The 23,089-nt window shown below is 67.6% G+C and carries 20 protein-coding genes and 1 pseudogene; 9 read left to right on the forward strand and 12 right to left on the reverse strand.

Annotated features, from left to right (window positions below; all coding sequences use genetic code 11):
- Positions 1-206: 206 nt before the first annotated feature.
- Positions 207-1,004, forward strand: a complete 798-nt coding sequence (locus G6N57_RS07510; protein WP_077739913.1) for a crotonase/enoyl-CoA hydratase family protein — start codon at positions 207-209, stop codon at positions 1,002-1,004.
- A 2-nt stretch (positions 1,005-1,006) separates the two neighbouring features.
- Here G6N57_RS07510 and G6N57_RS07515 read toward each other — a convergent pair whose 3' ends face one another.
- On the reverse strand, positions 1,007-1,228 hold the full coding sequence (locus G6N57_RS07515; RefSeq protein ID WP_036446466.1) for a hypothetical protein: 222 nt from the start codon (positions 1,226-1,228) through the stop codon (positions 1,007-1,009).
- A 325-nt stretch (positions 1,229-1,553) separates the two neighbouring features.
- Between G6N57_RS07515 and G6N57_RS31990 the strand changes: the two genes are divergently transcribed.
- Both G6N57_RS31990 and G6N57_RS31995 read left to right on the forward strand, forming a co-directional pair.
- Positions 1,554-1,883, forward strand: coding sequence for a helix-turn-helix domain-containing protein (locus tag G6N57_RS31990; protein WP_235652663.1), 330 nt, complete (start codon positions 1,554-1,556; stop codon positions 1,881-1,883).
- Positions 1,880-2,734 carry an IS3 family transposase gene (locus G6N57_RS31995; RefSeq protein ID WP_077739914.1) on the forward strand — a complete coding sequence of 285 codons (855 nt, stop codon included), beginning with the start codon at positions 1,880-1,882 and terminating at the stop codon, positions 2,732-2,734. The genes G6N57_RS31990 and G6N57_RS31995 overlap by 4 nt, the downstream gene beginning before the upstream one ends.
- 88 nt (positions 2,735-2,822) lie before the next feature.
- Here the strand turns inward: G6N57_RS31995 and G6N57_RS07525 are convergent, their stop codons facing one another.
- Both G6N57_RS07525 and G6N57_RS07530 read right to left on the reverse strand, forming a co-directional pair.
- Positions 2,823-4,298: an aldehyde dehydrogenase gene (locus tag G6N57_RS07525; RefSeq protein WP_077739915.1), complete on the reverse strand. Its 1,476-nt coding sequence runs from the start codon at positions 4,296-4,298 to the stop codon at positions 2,823-2,825.
- 56 nt (positions 4,299-4,354) lie between these two features.
- Positions 4,355-5,113, reverse strand: coding sequence for a class I SAM-dependent methyltransferase (locus G6N57_RS07530; protein ID WP_407665976.1), 759 nt, complete (start codon positions 5,111-5,113; stop codon positions 4,355-4,357).
- A gap of 48 nt (positions 5,114-5,161) precedes the next feature.
- Between G6N57_RS07530 and G6N57_RS07535 the strand changes: the two genes are divergently transcribed.
- Positions 5,162-6,331: a glycosyltransferase family 4 protein gene (locus G6N57_RS07535; RefSeq protein ID WP_077739917.1), complete on the forward strand. Its 1,170-nt coding sequence runs from the start codon at positions 5,162-5,164 to the stop codon at positions 6,329-6,331.
- 106 nt (positions 6,332-6,437) lie between these two features.
- Here the strand turns inward: G6N57_RS07535 and G6N57_RS07540 are convergent, their stop codons facing one another.
- Both G6N57_RS07540 and G6N57_RS07545 read right to left on the reverse strand, forming a co-directional pair.
- On the reverse strand, positions 6,438-8,099 hold the full coding sequence (locus tag G6N57_RS07540; RefSeq protein ID WP_234815625.1) for an MmpA family trehalose lipid delivery protein: 1,662 nt from the start codon (positions 8,097-8,099) through the stop codon (positions 6,438-6,440).
- 20 nt (positions 8,100-8,119) lie between these two features.
- Positions 8,120-9,310, reverse strand: a complete 1,191-nt coding sequence (locus tag G6N57_RS07545; RefSeq protein WP_077739918.1) for a cell envelope lipid trafficking protein PgfA — start codon at positions 9,308-9,310, stop codon at positions 8,120-8,122.
- 235 nt (positions 9,311-9,545) lie between these two features.
- Here G6N57_RS07545 and G6N57_RS07550 point away from each other — a divergent pair, with 235 nt between their 5' ends.
- Positions 9,546-10,664 carry an acyltransferase family protein gene (locus G6N57_RS07550; RefSeq protein WP_077741819.1) on the forward strand — a complete coding sequence of 373 codons (1,119 nt, stop codon included), beginning with the start codon at positions 9,546-9,548 and terminating at the stop codon, positions 10,662-10,664.
- On the opposite strand, the gene G6N57_RS07555 is transcribed toward G6N57_RS07550, so the two are convergent.
- Genes G6N57_RS07555 through G6N57_RS07570 form a run of 4 tightly spaced genes read right to left on the reverse strand, consistent with a single transcriptional unit; the run spans position 10,627 to position 14,002 of the window.
- Positions 10,627-12,111, reverse strand: a complete 1,485-nt coding sequence (locus tag G6N57_RS07555) for an AMP-binding protein (RefSeq protein ID WP_077739919.1) — start codon at positions 12,109-12,111, stop codon at positions 10,627-10,629. The genes G6N57_RS07550 and G6N57_RS07555 overlap by 38 nt on opposite strands.
- Position 12,112: 1 nt before the next feature.
- A complete protein-coding gene (locus G6N57_RS07560) occupies positions 12,113-13,084 on the reverse strand; it encodes a phosphotriesterase family protein (protein ID WP_077739920.1) in 972 nt (323 codons plus the stop codon).
- Between the two features lie 19 nt (positions 13,085-13,103).
- Positions 13,104-13,520, reverse strand: a complete 417-nt coding sequence (locus G6N57_RS07565; RefSeq protein ID WP_077739921.1) for a PPOX class F420-dependent oxidoreductase — start codon at positions 13,518-13,520, stop codon at positions 13,104-13,106.
- A complete protein-coding gene (locus G6N57_RS07570) occupies positions 13,517-14,002 on the reverse strand; it encodes a MarR family winged helix-turn-helix transcriptional regulator (protein WP_077739922.1) in 486 nt (161 codons plus the stop codon). Before G6N57_RS07570 ends, G6N57_RS07565 begins: the two co-directional genes overlap by 4 nt.
- A 121-nt stretch (positions 14,003-14,123) precedes the next feature.
- Here G6N57_RS07570 and G6N57_RS07575 point away from each other — a divergent pair, with 121 nt between their 5' ends.
- Positions 14,124-14,738, forward strand: a complete 615-nt coding sequence (locus tag G6N57_RS07575; protein WP_077741820.1) for a class I SAM-dependent methyltransferase — start codon at positions 14,124-14,126, stop codon at positions 14,736-14,738.
- On the opposite strand, the gene G6N57_RS07580 is transcribed toward G6N57_RS07575, so the two are convergent.
- Positions 14,735-15,052, reverse strand: coding sequence for a GNAT family N-acetyltransferase (locus tag G6N57_RS07580; RefSeq protein ID WP_077739923.1), 318 nt, complete (start codon positions 15,050-15,052; stop codon positions 14,735-14,737). The two genes, G6N57_RS07575 and G6N57_RS07580, sit on opposite strands and share 4 nt — an antisense overlap.
- 40 nt (positions 15,053-15,092) lie before the next feature.
- Here G6N57_RS07580 and G6N57_RS07585 point away from each other — a divergent pair, with 40 nt between their 5' ends.
- The 3 genes and pseudogenes from G6N57_RS07585 to G6N57_RS07595 all read left to right on the forward strand — a co-directional run bounded on the left by G6N57_RS07585 (position 15,093) and on the right by G6N57_RS07595 (position 18,370).
- Positions 15,093-16,679 carry an MFS transporter gene (locus G6N57_RS07585; protein ID WP_077739924.1) on the forward strand — a complete coding sequence of 529 codons (1,587 nt, stop codon included), beginning with the start codon at positions 15,093-15,095 and terminating at the stop codon, positions 16,677-16,679.
- Positions 16,680-16,733: 54 nt separating this feature from the next.
- Positions 16,734-17,424 (forward strand): annotated as a pseudogene (locus tag G6N57_RS07590) (TetR/AcrR family transcriptional regulator); the annotation flags it as partial.
- Between the two features lie 4 nt (positions 17,425-17,428).
- The gene (locus G6N57_RS07595; protein ID WP_077739926.1) at positions 17,429-18,370 is read left to right on the forward strand and encodes a R2-like ligand-binding oxidase; all 942 of its coding nucleotides are present in this window, start codon (positions 17,429-17,431) and stop codon (positions 18,368-18,370) included.
- A 245-nt stretch (positions 18,371-18,615) separates the two neighbouring features.
- On the opposite strand, the gene G6N57_RS07600 is transcribed toward G6N57_RS07595, so the two are convergent.
- Together G6N57_RS07600 and G6N57_RS07605 are read right to left on the reverse strand one after the other, a co-directional pair.
- Positions 18,616-22,842 carry an alpha-(1->3)-arabinofuranosyltransferase gene (locus G6N57_RS07600; protein WP_179968388.1) on the reverse strand — a complete coding sequence of 1,409 codons (4,227 nt, stop codon included), beginning with the start codon at positions 22,840-22,842 and terminating at the stop codon, positions 18,616-18,618.
- A gap of 1 nt (position 22,843) precedes the next feature.
- Positions 22,844-23,017, reverse strand: coding sequence for a DUF2613 domain-containing protein (locus tag G6N57_RS07605; RefSeq protein ID WP_003881739.1), 174 nt, complete (start codon positions 23,015-23,017; stop codon positions 22,844-22,846).
- Positions 23,018-23,089: the final 72 nt, after the last annotated feature.

Raw genomic sequence — 23,089 nt, forward strand, 5'->3', positions numbered from 1 at the left:
AACGACCCACATCGCGCACCGCCCTTCTATGTCATCCACCATAGAAATGATGGAATCCTCGCATGGTGTCGAGTATCCAACGAGCATGCTTGTGGACAAGAGACTAGCAGGTGAACTGCTTATGAACAGGTTCAGCCCCGTGCCGGTGAGCCGCGGTCAAATTATGATGACTTGCATAATTCTGTGGCTGAGCGTTGACTGCCACCATGACGACAGACCCGGCTTTCGACACCCTCACGTTGCAGCGGGAGGGTCATGTCCTGCTGATCGGTTTGAACCGCCCCGAGAAACGCAACGCGTTCAACGTCGCGATGCTCACCGAGCTTGCCCTCGCGTACGGATTGCTCGAGTCCGACGACGAGCTGCGGGCCGGTGTGCTGTTCGCGCACGGTCAGCACTTCACCGCCGGTCTCGACCTGGTCGATGTGGCGCCACACCTGACCAGTGGCGAACTGCCCGTACCCGAGGGCGGGCGTGACCCGTGGCGCCTCGACGGGGACTGGACCAAGCCCGTCATCGCCGCGGCCCAGGGGCGATGCCTGACGCTCGGTATCGAGCTGCTGCTGGCCGCAGACATCCGGGTCGCAGCACAGGACACCAGGTTCGCCCAGATCGAGGTGCTGCGCGGCATCTATCCGTTCGGCGGTGCGACCCTACGGCTACCGCGCCAAACGGGCTGGGGCAATGCCATGCGGTGGTTGCTCACGGGTGACGAGTTCGACGCCGCCGAGGCGCACCGCATCGGGCTGGTCCAGGAAGTCGCACCGGATGCGGATGCGGCCGTCACCCGGGCCCGCGAGATCGCGCACACCATCGCCGATCGCGCGGCACCGCTCGGGGTCCGGGCCACCCTGGCCTCGGCGCACACCGCGCACCGCGAAGGGGACGCCGCGGCGATCGCGCGGCTGCGGCCGGTGATCGCCGAACTGTTCGCCACCGCCGACGCCGCCGAAGGTGTGCAGTCGTTCGTCGAACGCCGCGCCGCCAACTTCCAGGGCCGCTGAGATCAGCCCGCGGACTCCAGCGCCACGAGGGCAGCGGCCACCGCGAAGAACTTGTTCGATCCGAGCTGGCGCACGGTCTTGATGTTGAAGGCCGCGGCGAGGTGCTCGGCGTCGGCATCGGTGACGCCTGCCAGCGCTGCCGGCGAGGCATCCAGGATCTCCTTGAGCGACTTGTCCTCGTAGGCCTTGTCGAGCGACTTGGCCAGATCAACGGAAACTGCCACGGTGCCTCCTTGTTGTTGGGCCGCCCACCGTAGTTGCCCAACCTGAATGCAGGCTGTCCATTCCCTGGCCGAGAAGACGCAAAACTGCCCCAAAACCGGTGTTTGAAGTGCTCCCCGGAAGTTGGACTGAGAAATTTAGTTTCTTCTTCTGGGGAGTACTTTTTTGCATCCTTCTAGTTCGTTGAGTGAGGCCCAACGTGGTGCGGCGGTAGCGTTGTTCGAGCAGGGTCGGGGCTTTAGCGCCACGGCGAGGTATTTGGGAGTGAGCCGGGGGCCGGTTCGCGAGATACATCGCCGTTGGGTCCTGCATGGCAGGAAGGTGCTGGTGGCTAAACCGACCAAAACGCAGTACTCGTTCGAGTTCAAGCTCGAGGTGGTGCGCAAGGTGATCGACGAGGGTGCGACTGCGCAGCAGGTAGCTCAGGAGTACGGGCTGTCGTCGGCCTCGCTGGTGCAGACCTGGGTGCGGGCCTACCGCCGGCTCGGTGAGGAAGGGTTGAAACCCAAACCTAAAGGGCGCCAACCTCAAGACGCTGGTTCCTCGTCGCAGGAGTTGACAGACCTGGCGCGGTTGGAGCAGGAGAATGAGCGGTTGCGGGCGGAGAACGCCTACCTAAAAAAATTGCGAGCCTTGATGGTGCACGAACAGCGGTGAAAGTCGCTGCTGTCGCTGCCCTCAAGGCTGATCATCGGTTACCGGTGCTGCTGCAGGTGGCGGGGCTGGCCCGTTCAACATTTTACTACCACCACGCCAAACCGCAGGTCCCCGACCCGCGGGCGGACCTCAAGTCCGCGATCACCGAGGCATTCACGGATACCCACGGCCGTTACGGGCACCGCCGGATCCACACCGTGCTGATCAAGCGGGGTTTTGTGGTGGCCAAAAAGACCGTGCTGGCGGTGATGCGTGAACTGGCGCTGATCTGCCGGGTGCGGCGGCGCCGCCGGTACAACTCCTACACCGGCGAAGCCGGTCAGATCGCCGAAAATCTTCTCAACCGCGACTTCAGCGCGAGCGCGCCGAATCAGAAGTGGGTCACCGATGTGACCGAGTTCCGCATCGGTGAGCGCAAGGTCTATCTGTCGCCGGTGCTCGATTTGTTCGATCGGTCGGTGCTGGCTTACGCGTGGTCGATGAGCCCGAATGTGGAGTTGACCAACACGTCACTGGCCGCGGCGATCGCGACCTTGCAACCGGGTGAATGTCCGCTGGTGCATTCCGATCAGGGCTTCCAATACCGGCATTGGTCCTGGCGCAAGTTGCTCGACGACGCTGAGGCGCTGCAGTCGATGTCGCGCAAAGGCAACTGCTATGACAACGCGGTCATGGAGAACTTTTTCGGACACCTCAAGGCAGAAATGTTCCACCACAACCGGTTCGACACTGTCGAGGACTTCACCGCTGCCCTTGACACCTACATCCACTGGTACAACACCGAACGAATCTCAACAACGCTCAAGGGCCTGAGCCCGGCCCAATACCGGGCCCAGGCCCTTGCCGCCTAGGCTCCAAACGTCAGTGTCCAACTTCTGGGGACCACCTCAGTTCTGGGGCAGTTTTGCGTCTGTTCGCGAGTATTACTCGCCCGGCGTGTTACTCCGGGGTGTAGCCGAACGGCAGCAGCACGCTCTTGGCCTGGGTGTAGGCGTCAATGCCCTCCGGACCGTTCTCGCGGCCGATGCCCGAGTTCTTGAACCCGCCGAACGGGGCGCCCGGATCGAAGGCGTACATGTTCACCGCGTAGGTGCCGGTACGGATCTTCGAGGCGATCTCGACGGCCTTCGGGAAGTCCTGGGTGTACACGCTGCCTGCCAGTCCGTACGGCGAGTCGTTGGCGATGCGGACCGCGTCCTCCTCGGTGTCGAACGGGATGACCACGAGCACCGGCCCGAAGATCTCCTCCTGGGCGATGGTCATCGAGTTGTCGACATCGGCGAAGACGGTGGGCTGCACGAACCAGCCCGAATCCAGGCCCTCGGGGCGGCCGCCACCGGTGACGACGCGCGCACCCTCCTCGACACCCTTCTTGATGTAGCCCTCGACCCGGTCGCGCTGCTTCTCGGAGATCAGCGGGCCGATCATCGAGGCCGGATCGTCGGGCAGACCGACGGGCATGGCGGCGACGGCGGCCGAGAGTTTCTCGACGACCTCGTCGTACCGCGACCGCGGAGCCAGGATGCGGGTCTGGCCGACACAGGCCTGGCCGCAGTTCATCAGGCCGGAGAACACCAGCATGGGCAGCGTGGAGTCCACGTCGGCGTCCTCGAGGATGATCGCCGCGGACTTGCCGCCGAGTTCCAGGGTGCAGGGCTTGAGCTTCTCGGCAGCGATCTTGCCGATCTCCTTGCCGACGCCACTGGAGCCGGTGAACGTGAACTTGTCCAGCTCGGGGTTGGCGGTCAGGGCGCGACCGGTCTCCGGACCGCCGGGCACCACCGAGAGCACGCCCTCGGGCAGGCCGGCCTCGGTGAGCACCTCGGCGAACAGGTTGGTGGTCAGCGGGGTCTCACCGGCCGGCTTGAGCACGACGGTGCAGCCGGCGAGCAGGGCCGGGCCCAGCTTGTTGCAGGCCAGGAAGAACGGCACGTTCCAGGCGATGACGGCGCCGACGACGCCGATGGGCTCCTTGATGACCAGGGTCTGGCCGTAGATGCCGTCGCGGATGTCCTTCCAGTCGTACTTGTCGGCAGCGCCGGCGTAGTACTGCAGGCTCGACACGCCCGCGCCGAACTGCATCATGTCGACGATGGTCGGCGGCTGGCCGGTCTCCAGCTTCAGCAGGTGCTTGAACTCCTCGGCCCGCTCGTTGATGAGCTCGACGGCCTTGGCCAGCACGGCCTGACGCTCTTCTGGCGTCTTGTGGGGCCACGGGCCCTCGTCGAACGCCTTGCGGGCTGCGGCGCATGCGGCGTTGACGTCGGCTTCGGCGGCCAGCGGGACCTGGCCGACCTTCTCGCCGGTCGCGGGGGAGAAGACCTCGATGACCTCGGAGGTCGAGGGCTCGACCCACTGGCCACCGATGAACAGCTTGTCGAATTCGGTCTTGGCGACAGTTGCGCTCTGTGTCATGAGCGTCACATTACCTAGATTTCCTAGAAAAACGAGAACCTGTTCCAGTGAATGGGTTAGGAGGGTCGAAGAACCAGCACCAGATTGCTCACCAGGAACTCCCGCACCCCAGGCACCGAGGTCATCCACCACGCCCATCGTGGGTGGTAGCGGGGAAATGCGGCGACGAGCGCGCCTGTGGATCGCGCCCACTCCAGACCGCCGGCCGCGGACACCGCGAACAACGACGAGCCGTAGTCGTTCTTGGGTCGATGTCCGTGTTTGCGGGTGTACCGCTCGGCGGCTCGGGCGCCGCCCAAATAGTGCGTCAGTCCCATCTCGTGGCCGCCGAACGGGCCGAGCCAGACGGTGTAGGACAAGATCGCCAGCCCGCCGGGTTTCGTCACCCGCAGCATCTCGTTGCCCAGCCGCCACGGATGCGGCACATGTTCGGCGACGTTGGACGACAGGCAGATGTCGACGCTGTCGTCGGCGAACGGCAGGGCCATTCCGGAGGCCCGGACGAACGTCCCTTCCGTCGCGTCCGCGGCTGGTCCCGCATGCATTTCGCGAGGATCCGGCTCCACCCCGATATAGCGCAGGCCGGCCCGATCGAACGCCGACGCGAAGTAGCCGGGGCCGCCGCCCACGTCGAGCACCGTGCGTCCGGCAGCTGATTCACCGGTGGCCGCCGTCCACAGATCGGTGGTCATGGCGACGGTGTCGGTGGCCAGGGCCCCGTAAAAACGGGCCGGTTCGGTCTGCTCGAACCGGAATTGCGCCAGTAGGCGCACCGACCGGCTGAGGCTCGCCCGGCGGGCAAAGCGCGCCGAGATGTCGCTGGGCTGCACCCGCCCAACTTACTGACCGGTACCCTCAACACGATGTCTGCCCGTCCTGACCCACGCCTGCGGAGCGTCCTGCTCCTGTGCTGGCGTGACACGGGGCACCCCCAGGGCGGTGGTAGCGAGGCTTATCTGCAGCGGATCGGCGCGTGCCTGGCCGACGACGGCGTCGACGTCACGCTGCGCACCGCCCGCTACCCCGGAGCGCCCCGGCGCGAAGTGGTCGACGGCGTACAGATCAATCGGGCCGGCGGGCCCTACAGCGTGTACATCTGGGCCGGCCTGGCCATGGTGGCGTCCCGCGTCGGTCTCGGGCCGCTGCGCAAGGTCCGGCCCGACGTGGTCGTCGACACCCAGAACGGGCTGCCGTTCCTGGCGCGGCTGGCGTTCGGCCGCCGGGTCGCGGTACTCGTGCACCACTGCCACCGGGAGCTGTGGCCGGTCGCCGGCCCGATGAAGGGCCGCATCGGCTGGTTCGTCGAGTCCAAGCTGTCGCCGCGGCTGCACCGCCGCAACCAGTACGTCACCGTGTCGCTGCCCTCAGCCCGCGATCTCAACGAGCTCGGGGTCGACTCGGGCCGGATTGCCGTGGTGCGCAACGGGCTCGACGAGGCTCCTGGCCCGACGCTGGAGCTGCCCCGGTCGACCACCCCGCGGCTCGTGGTGCTCTCGCGATTGGTGCCGCACAAGCAGATCGAGGACGCCCTGGAGGCGGTCGCCGCCTTGCGCACCGAGGTGCCGGGGCTGCATCTGGACATTCTCGGCGGTGGCTGGTGGCGGCAGCGGCTGGTCGAGCACGCGGAGCTGCTCGGTATCACCGATTCGGTGACGTTCCACGGTCACGTCGACGAGGACACCAAACACCGTGTGCTGCAGCAGAGTTGGGTGCACGTCCTGCCGTCTCGCAAAGAAGGCTGGGGACTGGCCGTCACCGAGGCCGCCCAGCACGGGGTGCCGACCATCGGCTATCGCGCATCCGGTGGGTTGACCGACTCGATCGTCGACGGGGTCACCGGGCTGTTGGTCGAGGATCGCGAAACCCTGGTCGCGGGGATCCGCCAGCTGTTGAGCGACCCGGTGATGCGCGTGCAGCTGGGAAGCAAGGCGCAGACCCGCAGCGACGAATTCTCCTGGCGGCTCAGCGCGGACGCGATGCGCACCGTGCTGGGTTCCGTACACGAGCGGCAGTACGTCAGCGGGCTGGTGTAGCCCTCAGGCGCCACTCAGAGCCGGGGCGGTGCCGTTGACTTTGAAACCACGCACACTGCTACCCGCAAAAATGCAGCGTCAGCTCAAAGTCAACAAGAAGTTCTGGCTAGCGCGACTCCGGCTGCCGGCGCCCTCGCCACAAGCTGACCACCATCCCGATCGCGCCGCCGGCCAGCACTCCCAGCCAGACCAGATGCGCGGCGATCAACACACCTCGGTGAGGTGAGGCCGGGTGGTCGCCGCCGATCCGGTACAGCGCGATATCGCCATCCCGGTAAGCCACCGGAAGATCCAGTTCGGCGGGCACACCATTGGTTTCGACCACCAACCAGCCGACACCGGCGTCGGCCATTGTTCGGCGATCGGCGCCCGAGCGCAGCAGATCCTGGACTTCGCGGGCCCGTGTTCCCTCGCCGGGCACCACCTGACCGCCGATCACCAGATCGCCGGTCGAGAGCACCTCGGCGCGCAGCCACCGGGGCAGCGGATCGAGCACCGGTGAGGCACCGGCCCAGTAGAACATCCGCATGCTGTCCGGTGGCAGTGCCACCACCGGTCGCGGATCGGCGTTGATGTGGGCGGCCGCGGCCGTCCAACCCGCCGGGTACTGCACCGGGCGCATCTGATTGCCCACACCCCAGGCCAAGTCGGGTAGCACCGCGATCAGCGCCGCGCAGCCCACCGCGGCCGAAGCCGCCAACGGCACGCGCAGCCGCGCCAGTGTCACCGGAGCAGCGGCGGCGGCCACCACATAGCCGGGCATGGCCAGGGCCACCCATTTCTGTCCGTCGCGCAGCACACCCAGGCCGGGAACGGCGCGGATCGTCGCATCGACGAACGCGAGCCCGGGACCGGTGGCCATCGCCGCGGGGATCAGCACCGCCACCGCGGCCAGCCCCAGCAGCGGCACTGCTGAGCGATTGCGCACCGCCACCGGTAGCCCCAGTGCCACCAGGCCGAGCAGTACGGCGGTCGCCACCACCGCGAAAAGTGTTGTGCGCGAAACGGGTACCGCCTCACCGTTCCAGATGCCGCCCAGGCCGGCCAGACTGCCCAGGGTGGCCAGGCCGGGTTCGGCCCTGGCGGCGAAGGCGTGAACCCCCGCTGCCGACTCCGGAGCGGACACCGTTCCACCGACCGCTGCGGACACCAGCCACGGCATCGCGGCGAGTACGGCCGTCCCCAATGCGAGGGCACCGACCCGCAGCCGCCCCCACCCAGTGCCGGGGGCCGCGAGGCTCACGAGCGCAATCGTGGCGGCCAGCATCAGACCCGTCGGCGTCAGCCCGGCGAGTGCGATCCAGAACAGCAGGCCCGCCGTCGCCGCAGCGCCCGGCGCCGTTCGTAGGCGCAGCACGCACACCGCGACCCAGGGCAGGCAGCCGTAACCGACCAGCAGGCTCCAGTGCCCCTGCAGCAACCGTTCGGCCACATACGGATTCCAGATGGCCAGAGTCGCCGCGAGGAACTGTCCGGGTGAAGCGGATCCAAGGACGGTCGAGGCGAGCCGCGCGGCGCCCCAGCCGGCCAGCCACAGGGCGGCCACCAGCAACACCTTGACCACCACTCCGCCGTCGAGGACGGCAGAGGCCAGAGCGACGAAGAAATCCTGGGGCAGTGCCCGGGGTGCGGCCTCGGTCAGTCCGAGCGCCGCGTCGGTCAGATATGACCGGGGAGTGGAGACGGCGTCGCGCAAAAGCAGATAACCGGGCCCCAGCAGGGGCCCGGTTATCAGTAACGACAGTGCCAGCGCATAGGCCGGCAGCAGCGCGGACCGCAGACGCAGGTCTATCGGTCCGGCGGTAGATCGGACGGACGTTGTGCGGGCAGCTTCTCGGTCTTGGCCTCGGCGCCGGGGACCTGGAAACCTTGGGTGTTGAAGAACCCGTGATCGGCGGTGTCCAGTCCGGGATCGATCAGAGTCGACTCGGCGCGCACCGCGAACGAGCCGACGACGGCGCCGCCGACCAGCGCCAGCAGGCCAAGCGCGGCGAAGGTGATCGGCAGGACGCGGGTCCACAGCGACACCCGGTCCCGCTCGTCCTGAGCGGCCGCGACCTGAGACTCCACGGTCTCCTCGTTGTAGGTGACCTTGTAGTCGACGTAGGTCACCTCGGGCTTGAGTGCGTCACGCGCGTAGTACTGGTAGCCGTGGTCCTGCGTCTTGACGATGGTGCCGGACACCGGATCGACCCAGAAGGTGCGCTGCGCGGCGTAGAAGCGGTCCATCGTGATCCGCTCGTCGGGTTCGCCGGGCACACCCCACATCGCGGGACTCGCGGTGACCGAGCTGTCGGCGTCGTCCTCGTAGAGCGAGGAGTACTTGATCGGATCGGCCAGCTTGCCGTTGGAGTCGTAGCCGACGTTCTGGATGAACCGGTAGGTGGTCAGCCCGTTGACGTCCTCTTCGCCGTCGTAGTTCGCGTCGAACGCCTTCTGCGCGATCGGGTCGAAGAACGGGTAGGTCTTCTTCTCGGTGTCGAACGGGAACCGGTAGGTCAGACCCTCGTGCGGCAGCGCGACGTTCGTCGGCGGCTTCTCGTCCTCGATGGCCCGCGGCTTCTGCAGCGCCCCGCCCGGGTTGTTGTCGCTGGACACGGCCAGCGCCGTGCTGCGGTTCATGGTGACGGTGTCCACCATCGCCAGCAGCAGGCCGGAGTCCTTCTGCCGGTCGGTACGCCGCAGCGTGCTGCCCACCTGCAGAGTCACCACCTCGGCGTTGGACGGCGATTCCACGCTGACCTGTTGCTGGAGGGCGACCGGCACGTTGCGGTCGACAGAGAACTTCTCGGCCACCAGCGATTCCGGATCGAAAGCGGTCGCGGTTCCATCGCTGACCAGGCTGGTATCCAGATTGAGCGGGATCTTGGCGATCTTGCCCTTGGTGTAGGTGGTCAGCAACAGTGCGGCGATGAGCAGGGCTGCACCCAGCCCCATCAGTCCACATGCCGCGATACGCAGCGCAACTGCGCGGTTCAAACCGGGCCTCCTTCAGTGTGGGCCAACTCGTCGTGAGGCAAACCCGTTCGACCCTAACAGCACTATTTAAGGCCATCACTTACTCCGGCGGCACGCCGCGGGTGCATTAACCCGCAGTTTGGCGGGGTTGCCATGGCGCGGCACACTGGTCGCCGTGGCCACCCGAGTAGCGGAGCCGGAAACGGGTTCGGAGCCGGTCGGCGGAACTCGCAGCTTCCTGCCGGCCGTCGAAGGCATGCGTGCCTGCGCGGCCATGGGTGTGGTGCTCACCCACGTTGCCTTCCAGACGGGACACACCACCGGGGTGAGCGGCCGGTTCTTCGGCCGGTTCGACCTCGCGGTCGCGGTGTTCTTCGCGCTCTCGGGGTTCCTGCTGTGGCGGGGTCATGCCGCGGCCGCCCGGGGTTTGCGTCCTCGTCCGCGCACCGGTCATTACCTGCGCTCCCGCGTCGTGCGCATCATGCCCGGATATGTGGTCGCCGTCGTGGTGATCATCCTGCTGCTCCCGGAGGCCAAGGCCGATCTGACGGTGTGGCTGGCGAACCTGACCCTGACCCAGATCTATGTCCCGCTGACGTTGACCGCGGGGCTGACCCAGATGTGGAGCTTGTCGGTCGAGGTCAGTTTCTATCTGGCATTGCCGATACTGGCGCTGTTGGCGCGCCGGCTGCCCGTGCGGGCCCGCATCGGCGTGATCATCGCGTTGGCGGCGCTGAGCCTGTTGTGGGTGCGCATCCCCTTCTCCGGTACCACCGGGCTCAACCCGTGGAACTGGCCGCCGGCGTTCTTCTCGTGGTTCGCCGCGGGCATGGTGCTCGCTGAACTCACGGTGAGCCCATTCGGCTGGGTACACCGGCTGGCCCGGCGTCGCGTCCTGATGGGCGTCATCGCCGCGGTGGCCTTCGCGATCGCCGCCTCGCCGCTGGCGGGCCTGGAAGGGTTGCGTCCCGGTTCGGTCGGCCAGGTGACGCTGAAGACCGCGATGGGCGCGATCGTCGCGGGAGCGCTGTTGGCTCCGCTGGTCCTCGACCACCCCGACACCGGGCATCCGATCCTTGGCAACAAGGTGATGGTCACGCTGGGCCGCTGGTCTTATGGGCTGTTCGTCTGGCACCTGGCGGCGTTGGCGATGGTGTTCCCGATGATCGGGGAGTTCCTGTTCAACGGGCAGATGCTGGTGGTGTTGGTGCTGACGCTGGTGTTCGGCTTCGCGCTGGCCGCGGTGAGCTACGCGCTGGTGGAATCCCCGTGCCGGGAGGCGTTGCGGCGCTGGGAGTACCGGAACCAGAAACCGGTGCCTCCCCTGGACAGCTCGATCACCGACGAGCCTGAGCCTGCGCCAGCCGCGCGATGACCTCGTCGCGCACCGCGGTGCGGCGCGCCTTGCCCGCGTCGTCGCGCAGCGGGGTGTCGACGAACTCGACGTCAACCGGCACCTTGTAGCCCGAGAGGCGCTCGCTCAGGAAGTCTTGCACCGCCGTGGCGTTCAGAGCTGAGTCCGCGGCTGCCTGCACCAGCGCGTACGGCACCTGGCCCAGGTCTTCGTGTGGGATGCCGACGACGAGGCAGGACAGCACGTCGGGATGCTCGGCGAGCGCCGCTTCGATCTCGGCCGGGTACACGTTCTTGCCGCCCACGGTGAACATGTCCACCCGGCGGTCGTTGAGATAGAAGAAGCGCTCGTCCCCGTCGTCGACGTAATACCCGAGATCTCCGAGTGAATCCCAGCCGTCGCGGCTCTTGGCCGTGCTGCCCACGTAGCGGTAGGTGGGTGCGCTGCCGGGGCCGGGTCGCATGTAGATCTCGCCGGTCACTCCAGGTGGGCACTCCGCGCCGTCGTCGTCGAGCACCTTCATCTCACCGGCCACCGCCACCCCGACCGATCCGGGATGTCTCAGCCACTGTTCGCCGGAGATGAAGGTCAGGGCCTGCAGTTCGGTGCCCCCGTACAGTTCCCACAGTGCGTCGGGGCCGAGCAGGTCGATCCAGGCCTGTTTGACCGCGGGCGGGCAGGGTGCTCCGACGTGCCAGAACCGCCGAATGCTCGACAGGTCAAAGCCATTCGGGTCGGCGCGGTAGACCGGCAGCAGTCGCTGCATGATGGTGGGCACCGTGGTCAGGAATGTCACGCGATGCTCGGTGACCAGTCGCAGGAACTCGGCCGGGTCGAAGCGCGGCATCAGCACCAGGTGGTGGCCCTGCAACAAGGCGATGGCGAACGTGGTGAAGCCGGTGTTGTGGCTCATCGGTACCGACATCAGCGTGACGTCACCGGGCTCGGCACCAAGGGGAACGCCGATCAGGGCAGGCACCCGGCTGTCGCCGCCGGCCTCGATCAGCTTCGGCCGTCCGGTGCTGCCGCCCGAGGCCATCGATTTCCAGGTCGGCGCGACGGCCTCGGGTAGTGGGGTGTCCGACAGCCCGGCATCGGGGGCGAATCCGGCTGGGACCCAGGGTGTTTCACCGGCATCACGACCGACCACCAGCGCCCGGGGCCGGAGCGCCAGGATCCCGGCGAATTCGGCGTCCGGCAACCGGGGTGACAGGGGTTGCGGCACCGCGCCGAGTTTCCAGGTGGCCAGCACGGCCCGCACCCATTCGATCGAGTTGGGCAGACTTATGGTGACGTAATCGCCCTGTCGCACACCGCGTTCGGCGTAGGCGCGGGCGAGTCGATTGGCGGAGCGGTCCAGCTCCGCCCGGCTGAGTGTGACCCCCTGGCAGGTCACCGCGGGCCGGTCGGGGTCGGCCGCGGCCAGCTGGGAGAACTGGGTCGGGATGGTTGGGATGGCTGCGGTCATCTCAGTAGCCGCCCTTGCGGTCGAAGATCCGTCGCGGATTGTCCACCAACATGGTGGTGATCTGGTCCTCGGTGACGCCGCGCTCTCGCAGTGCGGGCAGCACGTCGTTGTGGATGTGCAGGTAGTGGCTGTTCGGAAGGGCCTGTGCGGTCAGTTCGCCGGGCAGCGCGTCGAAGTAACACCAGGTGTCGTGCGAGAGCACCATCTGCTCGGCGTGGCCGCGCTCGCACATGGTCGCGACCGTGGCGACCCGCTCCTCGAACGGTAGGAAGACATCGACACCGAAGCGGTCCATGCCGAGGTAGGAACCGTTGGCGATCAACTCCTCGAGGTAGCCGATGTCGGTGGTGTCGCCGCAGTGCCCGATGATCACCCGGGACAGGTCGACGCCCTCTTCCGCGAAGACGCGCTGCTGTTCGAGGCCGCGCCGGCTGGCTGCGTGGGTGTGGGTGGAGATCGGCACCCCGGTCTGCCGGTGCGCCTGCGCCACGGCCCGCAGGACCCGTTCGACGCCGGGCGTGACGCCGGGCTCGTCGGTGGCGCACTTGAGGATCGCCGCTTTGATCCCGGTGTCGGCGATGCCGTGTTCGATGTCGCGGACGAACATCTCGGTCATCGGTTCGGGCAGACCCACCGCGGGGCCGCTGAAGTGGAAGGTCAGCGGCAGGTCGTTGTAGGTGTAGAAGCCGGTGGCGACGACGATGTTGAGGTCGGTGGCCTCGGCGATGCGGGCGATACGCGGAATGTAGCGGCCGAGGCCGATCACCGTGAGGTCGACGATCGTGTCGACGCCGCGGGATTTGAGTTCGGTGAGCCGCGCGATCGCATCGGCTTCCCGGGAGGCGTCGTCTCCCCAGGACTCGGGATAGTTCTGGGTGAGCTCGGTGCTCATGATGAAGACGTGCTCGTGCATGAGCGTGACGCCGAGGTCGGCGGTATCGATGGCTCCGTGGGCGGTGTTGACAGTCGGCACGAGCCCGATGCTAGGTGCGTCAGTCCGCCGCGCGTGGGGATTCGGCCCAGTCGCGGGCGGAGGTGCCCGCGCCGTCGAGCCCCCAGCTGATGACGCGGCGCGGCACGATGCGGATGATGTCGCCGGACAGCCCCCCGTCGGTGGTGCCGGCCTGCCGCAACGGGGTTGCCGTACCTCGGATTTCGATACCGCGCGCGTCCGGCGGCCGTACCGAGAGCACGGTGTCGACGATGAACGCCACCTGTGGGTTGCGAACAACGTTGCGCCACTTCTGTGTCGACGCGAGGGCGTGGCCGACGATGTCGATGCCGTCTTCGTCGGGACTGAGGTGGACGCCGACCGGGCGGATTTGCGGATCGCCGTCAGGGCCGACGGTGCCCAACCGCCCGATCGGCTGCTCGCGTAGGTATGCCAGTTCGGCGGGGGTGAATGTCATGAGGTCTGCTCTCGGTCGTCGTGTTGCCGGTCGGCTTGTGCCAGGTTCTCGTGCAGCCTGGTGAATACTCTTTCGACACAGTCGAGTTCATCGGGCCGGATGTGGTCGAAGAACAGTTCGCGTACCGACTCGCTGTGCAGCGGCACGGCGAGTCGCAGCGCTTCGGCGCCGGTGGCGGTGAGCACCGCGCGATAGCCCCGGCGATCCTCGGGGACCGGTTCGCGCAGTACCAGGCCCCGCTTCGCCATCGAGTTGATCTGATAGGTGATCCGGCTGCGGGAGAACACCATCTTCTCGGCGAGTTCGCTCATCCGCAGGCGGTGATCGGTGGCGTTCGCCAGCATCATCAGCAGGTGGTAGTCGATCAGCGTGAGGTTCGCGGCCTCCCGTAGACGCTCGTCGAGCAGCGTCTCCAGACGCAGGCTGGACTCGATGTAGGGCCGCCAGGCCTGCTCCTCGGCTGGGGACAGCTTGCGTGCCATCTTCCTCCAATCGGCAAACTGGTTCAGTTTTGAACAGTGTGAAGTATCGCCTTGTCATGCAGTGAATGTCGACCTACAGTCAATATAGTACAAATTTTAACTAACTGAAGGGATGGTCGACATGACCCATCGAATCGACTGGGACCAGGCGTACCAGGCCGAGGGCACACCCGCGTGGAGCATCGGCGCGCCACAACCGGAATATGCCGTGATCATCGACGCTGAAGGCGCGGTCCAGGGTGAGGTGCTCGATGCCGGCTGCGGCCACGCCGAGCTGGCGCTGGCGTTGGCGGCGCGAGGCCATGCCGTCGTCGGCATCGACCTGAGCCCGACGGCCGTGGCTGCCGCGGCCACGGCGGCCGAGGAACGCAACCTGGGCAACGCGACGTTCGCGGCCGCCGACATCTCCACGCTCACCGGGTACGACGGGCGGTTCGGCACGATCTTCGACAGCGGGCTGCTGCACGCGCTGCCCGACGAGCTGCGTGACGGCTATCTGAAGTCGATGCACCATGCTGCCGCTCCCGGCGCGCGGTTCTACATTCTGGCGTTCGGCGCCGGTGCGTTCGGCGAGCACGACGGGCCCGGGCCCACCCAGTTCACCGAAGACCAATTGCGCGACGAGGTTTCGCGGTACTGGCAGGTCGACGAGATCCGCCCGGCGCAGCTGCACGCCGCCCTGCCGGAAGGCCCCGCGCAGATGCCCGGCTTCCTGGTGACCGCCACCAAGGTCTAGTTGGCGGCCTCGACCGCGGCCAGCACCTCGGGAGTGATCGGGTCGAGCAGGTCGTCGAAGTCGTGGTGTTCCTGCACGTACTTCTTCACGTACGGGCAGACCGCCACGATGCGCTTGCCTGCCGCCCGGGCGTCGGTCAGGGCGGCCGACACCAGTTCGCCGGCCAGGCCGCGCCCGCCGAACTTGTCGTCAATTTCGGTGTGGTAGAAGATTCGCTGGTCGCCGGAGTCGACATAGGCTTCGAGGCCGGCATGCTCACCGTCGACGGTGATCTCGTAGTGGCGCGCTTCGGGAATGTTGCGGACTTCAGCCATGACCCCACTATGCCGCAGCGGCACTGGCACGATCAGTGAGATGGCGGACCGAGCAACGTCGACGTGGGCGCCGTTGGCGTCGCCGATCTACCGGGCGCTGTGGATAGCCCAGTTCGTCTCCAACCTTGGGACCTGGATGCAGACGGTGGGTGCCCAGTGGATGCTGGTCGGGGATCCGCGCGCCCCGGTCCTGGTGCCGTTGGTGCAGACCGCCACCACGCTGCCGGTGATGCTGCTGGCCCTGCCGTCCGGCGTGCTGGCCGATCTGGTCGACCGGCGTCGGCTGCTGCTGGCCACCCAGGGGGCGATGGCGGCCGGGGTGGCCACGCTTGCGACCCTGACCGGTGCCGGGTTGGCCACCCCGACGGTGTTGCTGATCCTGCTGTTCCTGATCGGCTGCGGGCAGGCGCTGACCGCTCCGGCCTGGCAGGCGATCCAGCCGGACCTCGTTCCCCGCGAACAGATTCCGGCTGCGGCGGCGCTCGGCAGCATGAGCATGAACGGTGCCAGGGCGATCGGTCCGGCGATCGCCGGGGCGTTGGTGTCGCTGTCGGGTCCGACGCTGGTGTTCGCGCTCAACGCGGTCTCGTTCGCAGGCATCGTGGTGGTTCTGTTGCTCTGGCGCCGCCCCGCCGCCGAGCACATACTGCCCGCTGAACGGCCGTTGGCCGCGCTCGGCGCGGGTGGCCGGTTCATCCGAAGGTCACCGATCATCAGGCGAATTCTGCTGCGGGCGGTGCTGTTCATCGCGCCGGGCAGCGCACTGTGGGGCCTGCTCGCGGTCGTCGCCGAGAGGCAGCTGGGGTTGTCCTCGTCCGGCTACGGGCTGCTGCTGGGTGCGCTGGGGGTGGGGGCGGTGCTCGGCGCGCTCGTCCTGGGCCGCCTGCAGTTCGCCTTCGGACTGAACACCTTGTTGATCGTCGCGGCTCTCGGATTCGCCGGAGCCACTGCGGTTCTGGCGCTGGTCCACAACTTCGGCATCGTGCTCGTGGCACTCGTCGTCGGCGGTACGTCCTGGTTGCTGGCCCTGTCCACGCTCAACGCGTCGATGCAGTTGAGCCTGCCGGCGTGGGTCCGGGCCCGCGGGTTGTCGGTCTATCAGCTGACGTTCATGGGTGGTCAGGCCATCGGCTCGCTGGTGTGGGGCCTGGTCGCCGGCGCCGCGAGCACGGTCACGGCGCTGCTGATCAGCGCAGGTCTGCTGGTGTTCTGCGCGGTATCGACGTGGTGGTGGCCGTTGCACGCGCGGACCGGTGATCTCGATCTGACTCCGTCGGCGCACTGGCCCGAACCGGCGCTGGTGTTCGAGCCGGAGCCACCGGACGGCCCGGTCCTGGTGCTGACGTCCTACCGGGTGGAACCCGAGCATGAGGCCGAGTTCTTCGCTGCCATGGGTGTACTGGGCCGGTCACGTCAGCGCACCGGCGCCACGCAATGGCGATTGTTCCGGGACGTGGAGCGCGAGCGCGTGTTCGTCGAGGCGTTCGTGGTGCGGTCCTGGGATGAGCATCTGCGTCAGCACCGCACCCGCCTGACGGGCAACGACCTGGCCATCGAGCAGGCGGTTGAGCGCTGGGTCGAGGGTGAGCCCATCTCGCACCATCTGATCGCGGTGAAGACTCCTTGACTGTGAGGGCGATCACAGTAATATGACCAGTGGTCATACAGGCTGGAGAGTCACATGCCGACGGTCACCTGGGCACGTTTGGACCCCGTTCGCCGAGCCGCGGTGGTGGACGCCGCCGAGGCGGAATTCGGGGCGCACGGATACTCCCGTGGCAGCCTCAACGTCATCGCCCGGCGTGCGGGTGTGGCGAAAGGCAGTCTGTTCCAATACTTTGCGGACAAGCGCGACCTCTACGCGTTCATCGCCGACATCGGCAGCCAGCGGGTGCGGGCGTACATGGAAGAGCGCATCCGCACGCTGGACCCGGACCGCCCGTTCTTCGATTTCCTGACCGATCTGCTCGACGACTGGGTGGCCTACTTCGCCGACCATCCCCAAGACCGTTCGCTGCACGCCGCGGCGAGCTTCGAGGTGGACACCGACGCCCGGGTCAGCGTCCGGACCGTCATCCATCGCCACTATCTCGAGGTGCTGCGCCCTCTCGTGCAGGAGGCCCAGGCCCGCGGTGACCTACGGGCCGACGCCGACGCCGGCGCGCTGTTGTCGCTGCTGTTGATGATCTTTCCGCACCTGGCGCTCGCGCCGTACGTGCGTGGGATGGACCCGATCCTGGGCTTGGACGAGCCCAGTCCCGAGCAGCCGGCACTGGCCGTGCGCAGACTCGTCGCGGTGCTGGCGGCCGCCTTCGCGGTACCCAAGACCCCGGCGGCCACCGAAGCAGCCCACCAGACCTGAGGAGGTCAATTCCCATGTCACACACGAAGTTCGGTTCGCTGTCCAAGGGCGGTCTCAATTGGGACAGTGTGCCGTTGCGGTTGTTCGCCGGTGGGAATGCGAAGTTCTGGAATCCGGCCGATATCGACTTCTCCCGCGACCGGGCGGACTGGGAGGCGCTGACGGACCGGGAACGCGAGTACGCCACCCGGCTGTGTGCCCAGTTCATCGCGGGTGAGGAGGCCGTCACCAAGGACATCCAGCCGTTCATGAGCGCGATGCGATCCGAAGGGCGGCTGGGTGACGAGATGTACCTGACGCAGTTCGCCTTCGAGGAGGCCAAACACACGCAGGTGTTCCGCATGTGGCTCGATGCCGTCGGGATCACCGACGATCTGCACAACTACTTCGACGAACTCCCGGCATACCGGCAGGTGTTCTACGAGGAGCTGCCGGCGTCGCTCGATGCGCTGTACACCGACCCGTCACCGGCCGCCCAGGTCCGGGCGTCGGTCACCTACAACCACATCGTCGAGGGCATGCTGGCGCTCACGGGATACTATGCGTGGCACAAGATTTGCGTCGATCGCGGGATCCTGCCGGGGATGCAGGAACTGGTCCGGCGGATCGGGGACGACGAGCGTCGCCACATGGCGTGGGGCACCTTCACCTGCCGTCGTCACGTCGCCGCCGACGATGCCAACTGGGAAGTCTTCGAGAACCAGATGAACGAGCTGATCCCGCTGGCGCTGCGTCTGACCGAAGAGGGGTTCGCCCTCTACGCACCCGACATCCCGTTCGGGCTGGTGCAAGACGAGTTCATGCAGTACTCCGCCGACAAGGGCATGCGCCGATTCGGCACCATCAGCAGCGCGCGAGGCCGCCCGCTCGAAGAAATCGATCTCGACTACTCGCCGCTGACCCTGGAGGACACGTTCGCCGACGAGGATGCCAAGGCTCTGGCGGCCACCGCGTAGGCCCCGAGCGTGCGGTGTCGGCGAACCCCTCCGTCGCCGACACCGCGCGCCGTGCGCACTGATTAGTGCGCAGCCACGCGAACACAGCTAAGTTTCAGCTCAGCCGTCAACTGACTGCGTAGTTACTGCATCCAGTCCGGCGCAATCCAGGTCCGCAACCTGCGATCCCCCACACAGCAAAGTGTTTCCGGGACTGCGCCACGCGTGCCGGTACCGTAAGTACCGCATACCCATGTTGTCAACAGCTACGCGGAATCCGTCGGAATCCTTCGGCGCAAGCCCAGTTCAGGCGTGATCGCGGACGCCGCGACGAATACCACCGACAAGAGTGCGAGCAGCTGCACCCACGGTGAGTGCCCGACGTAGCCGTCGACCGACCGCCACGGGTACTGGCTCAACGTCGCCCCGGCCAGGATCAGTCCGCCCGCCGACACCCCCACGGTCAACTTCTCGCGCCAGCTGTCGCGATCGCGCAGCAGATAGCGCAACCCCAGCGCGCCACCGGCGACCAGTAATCCCGGCAGGCCGGAGATCGCCGTCCCCGCCGCGAGTACGCCCGCCCCGGCGAGCAACGGGGACGGTTGCCACGGCCGCACCGGATCGAGAACCGGAGTGCGGCGGCGGGCCGGCCACAGAGCCAGCAGGGCCAGTATCGGCAGCAACGCGAGGCCGCCGATCAACCCGATGCGGTACGGCCGGTTCGAGGGGAACGACAGCGTCACGGTGTCGGCGCCACCGGCGGGGAGCACCCAGCCCTGCTGCCAGCCGTTGATCTTCACCGGGGTCAGCACGGCACCGTCGGCGGTGCGGGCGATCCAGCCCGGGTTGACGCTTTCGGGCACCACCAGGACCCTGGTGTCGGCGCCGGCCGGCACCTGAACCTGCCGATGATCCGGTGACCACACCGGAGTTTCGACGGGAGTTGTTGTCGCCGTGCGTAGTTGGCCGGACACGGGGGTGTTCAGGACGACGCCGTCGACGACGAACGCCGCGCCGGGGCTGACCAGCAGTTCCTGCTGACCGGCAGGCAGGGCGATCGGTCCGGTCCGGCAGGGGCGGGCCGCAATCGGATCGCCGTCGAGCAGGGCGCCGACGGTGGTGCGCACCGACGTCTGGACGAACTGCCCGGCCACACCGATGATCGGGCCCTGCCCGCATGGAAGTGACACTGTCCGTTTGCGATTGGCGGCGGCGTCGGCCGCGGCGATGGGCTTGCCGTGGACATCGAGCACGGTCAGCTCGGCCAATCCGGGCGGCTTGAGCTGATCGAAGCCCAGCGAGGTGCGGTCGATGATGTCGTTCCACCCCAACAACGACACCGTGATGGTGTCCGTCACCCGCGGTTTGAGCTTCGCAGTCTGGACTTCGCTGTTGCCTGCCAGTTTGTGCATCTGTGGACCGTCGCCGAGGTCGATCGCCACCTGTGTCGGGTGCGCCGGCGGTTCGGTGGCACCGGGATCGATCCGCAGCGCGCCGACCTCGGTCGGAGCCGGCAATTTCAGCGTCAGCGTGGGCGGCGCCTTGAACTGGACGACGCGTTGCGGTGCGGTCCAGGACGTCCGCGGGTCACCGTCGGTGGCGGCGTAGGACGACCCGAGGACGTCGATCGGGTCGGCGTCACCGGTGGCGCGGATGGTCCCCGGTTGAGCGACCAGGTCGGCCAGTTGAGGCCCCTGCCGCGCCCGGATCCACACCGTCGGCTCGACATCGGTGGCGGTCGGCACCGTCAGCGTGCGGCTCAGGTTGACGGGCTCCTCGGAGGCCAGCGCCAACGCCGCCGCGCACCGCACCCCGACCGGACTGTCCGCACACCCTGACCGGCCGAGCAGTTCGGTCCCCAGATCCCATTGAGCGACAACGGAATCGGCCGGGGGAGCGGGAACCTCGACGGTGTGCCGCAGGTTGATGGGGTGGGCGAAGCCCGACGCGTCGTACTGGGTCACCGACAGGTCGGTGATGCCGAACTGCACACCGGCGGAGCCGTCGTCGGTGGCGACCGCGGTGATCCGCACCCACGGGGTCTCGCCGACCGGCAGCGGCACGGTCAACTGCTGGCCTGCGGTGTCGAAACGCAGGCTGCTGGTGCCGGTCGCGGTGGCCACCTCGATGCGGCGCACCTGCGCGCCGACGGCGGTCGCGCTGGGGGTGATGGTCAGCGTGGCATTGGTGACCGGATGGTCGAAATCGACCTGGAGCCACTGGCCGACGGCAGCTTGCAGTGCGTTGGACACCCACGATGTCGAGCCGTCGTTGTCGATGGCCGCGGCGGGCCCGGTGGCCGGTGCCACGTTGGGCAGTGCCGTGGAGTCCGCCGCCGAGCTCGACACGGAGATCCGTCCGCCGTTCCACTTGCCGTACACCGGCGCGGCCCCGTTCGACGGATAATCCGGGACCCGGTTGTGGGTGTGCCGGGCGTCGTCTGGGCCGCGGATCGCAGAGGCGTGGTCGTCGACGCGACCGTAGTCGATCTCCCGCGCAGTAGGGGTGTCGGTGACGATGACGCCGGCGGATCCGCGCGGTTGGACCCGCAGGCCGGCCCGCTCGGCGTCGGCAGACAGCAGCATCGGGCCCAGCGGGGGCAGTCCGGCCAGGCGGCGTCGCTCGTCCAGTCGCAGCAGTGCTTCGGGCGCACCGGCCACCCGCGTCATCGCGTCGGCGCCGACGAGATACGGCGCGGCCGGGTTCTTCCCGCCGGTGTCGACCCGGTAGATCTCGACGGCCGGGTACCGCGGCCGCAGCCCGCTGTCCGCGACGAAGCCTTCGAGCGTGCCCGGGCCGATCGGATCGCCGAACTCCGCCACCTTCGTCAGTCCGGGTGATCCCTCGATCGACCGGTGCACCAGCACGGGGCGGGCCGACCGGGACACGTCCGGATCCAGATCGTTGCGTAACACGACGTAGGAAATGCCTTGGCGGGCCAGGCTGTCGGCCAGTCCCGCCGAGGGCCGTCCGGCGGCGAACAATCGCTGCACCGAGTCCAGGGCGCGGATCGTCTCCGGTGGGGTCAGCGGGATCGAATCCCGCACGCCCCACGGGCTGGAGCCGAGCACCTGCAACGGCTCGTCGTGGCTGTTACCCCACGTCTGCGTCGCGAACGGCGCGCCGGGGGCCACCAGCACCCGGCCCCGCTCGGTGTTGTGCTCGTCGAGCCAGTCCGCGGTATCGTGCCAGTACTGCGGGATCGCGGTGAACGTCCCGGCCGGGGCGATGCGACCCGTCCAGGCCAGCGAGGTTCCGGCGGCCATGGCGGCGAGGATCACGATCGCCACCGCGATCCGCTTGTCGCGCTCGGGCCGGGCGAACGCTCGCACCCACACAGGCCTCGGCACGGTGCCCGGCAACGGGATCCGGCCCAACAGATGCGCCAGGCCCAGCGCCAGCGGCAGCCGCAACACCGGATCGAGCTTGGCCAGGTTGCGCAGCGGCGTGCCCGTTCCGTCCAGGAAGTCCTGAACGGCCGCCCCCACCGGGGAGCCCAGCCCCCCGGAGTAGCCCAGGGCCAACAGCACCACGCCGATCAACAGCATGGTGATCAACCGGCCCCGCGCCGGCATCGAGCGCAACGCGAGGCCCGCCAGCCCGGCTGCGGCGATCAGCGTGGTGGCCAGCACCGCGACCGTGCTCGTCACCAGCGACGCCGCCGCGGTGGCGGTCGACGCAACGAACGGGGTCCAGGTATGGGTGCCGCGCAGCATCTCGGTCAGCGACATCCACTGCGTGGTCACGCCGGATGATTCGATGAAGTCGAGGAACGGCGGGCTGATGCGGCCCAGCATGACCAGCGCCACTATCCACCAGGTGACGGCCAGTGCCGTGCAGCCGAACCACCACGCGGTGAATCGCCACCACAACCGGTTCGGCCGGTGGCAGGCCCACCAGATGAGCGCGGCCAGGCAGCCGGTCAGCGTGGCGAACGCGTTCACCGCACCCATCAGGGCCACCGCGCCCGCGGACCTCGCGGCCATGAGCCGGAGATTCCGATTCCCGCGGAACGCCAGGATGACCGGCAACAACACCCACGGCGCCAGCATCATCGGCAGGGTCTCCGACGAGATCGCGCCGAGAGTGGTCAGCACCCGTGGCGACAACGTGAACGCCAGCGCACCGAGCACGCGGGAGCTGGTACTGCCGATGCCCAGTGCTTCAGCGACCCGCAGCACACCCCAGAACCCGACCGTCAGCAGCAGGGCCCACCACACCCGCTGGGTGACCCAGCCGGGGACTCCGAGCAGATCACCGGCCAGGAAGAAGGCGCCATGCGGAAACAGGTAGCCGTAGGCCTGGTTCTGCGCCTGCCCGAACGGCAGATCGCTGTTCCACAGATTGAACGCCCGCGCCAGGAACCGCACCGGATTCGCGGTCAGGTCGAGCTTTGTATCGGGTGATATCTCTCCGGGTGACTGGGCGAAAGTCAGGAGCAGAGTCGCAGCCGCGACCACCCACAGCCAGCGCCGCGACAGCGGCACGGCCAAGTCAGGACCGGTCGCCGTACTCGACCCGGTTGAGCACCGATGACGCCGGGTCGCCCGCTTGCAGCGGAGGCTTAGTGTCCTGCTGCACCATCAGCGTCACACCGAAGACGGCTGCCGCCCCCAACAGCAGGCCGACGACAATGCTGGCCGCGGAGGGAATGACGAACCGGTTCACCCGGCCAACCTAGCACGGCGATACCCCGAATCCGTGTGAGGAGGACCTGGGGCGACACGCAGAGAATCGATT

This window comes from Mycolicibacterium boenickei, from assembly GCF_010731295.1.
Lineage (GTDB): Bacteria > Actinomycetota > Actinomycetes > Mycobacteriales > Mycobacteriaceae > Mycobacterium > Mycobacterium boenickei.

Bases quoted from the DNA above. Each gene is read 5' to 3' on its own strand.
- G6N57_RS07550 (WP_077741819.1), top strand. From the start codon at position 9,546: ATGCGTGCCTGCGCGGCCATGGGTGTGGTGCTCACCCACGTTGCCTTC.
- G6N57_RS07535 (WP_077739917.1), top strand. From the start codon at position 5,162: ATGTCTGCCCGTCCTGACCCACGCCTGCGGAGCGTCCTGCTCCTGTGC.
- G6N57_RS07575 (WP_077741820.1), top strand. From the start codon at position 14,124: ATGACCCATCGAATCGACTGGGACCAGGCGTACCAGGCCGAGGGCACA.
- G6N57_RS07565 (WP_077739921.1), bottom strand. From the start codon at position 13,520: ATGACATTCACCCCCGCCGAACTGGCATACCTACGCGAGCAGCCGATC.
- G6N57_RS07585 (WP_077739924.1), top strand. From the start codon at position 15,093: ATGGCGGACCGAGCAACGTCGACGTGGGCGCCGTTGGCGTCGCCGATC.
- G6N57_RS07555 (WP_077739919.1), bottom strand. From the start codon at position 12,111: ATGACCGCAGCCATCCCAACCATCCCGACCCAGTTCTCCCAGCTGGCC.
- G6N57_RS07525 (WP_077739915.1), bottom strand. From the start codon at position 4,298: ATGACACAGAGCGCAACTGTCGCCAAGACCGAATTCGACAAGCTGTTC.
- G6N57_RS07510 (WP_077739913.1), top strand. From the start codon at position 207: ATGACGACAGACCCGGCTTTCGACACCCTCACGTTGCAGCGGGAGGGT.
- G6N57_RS07580 (WP_077739923.1), bottom strand. From the start codon at position 15,052: ATGGCTGAAGTCCGCAACATTCCCGAAGCGCGCCACTACGAGATCACC.
- G6N57_RS07570 (WP_077739922.1), bottom strand. From the start codon at position 14,002: ATGGCACGCAAGCTGTCCCCAGCCGAGGAGCAGGCCTGGCGGCCCTAC.
- G6N57_RS07595 (WP_077739926.1), top strand. From the start codon at position 17,429: ATGTCACACACGAAGTTCGGTTCGCTGTCCAAGGGCGGTCTCAATTGG.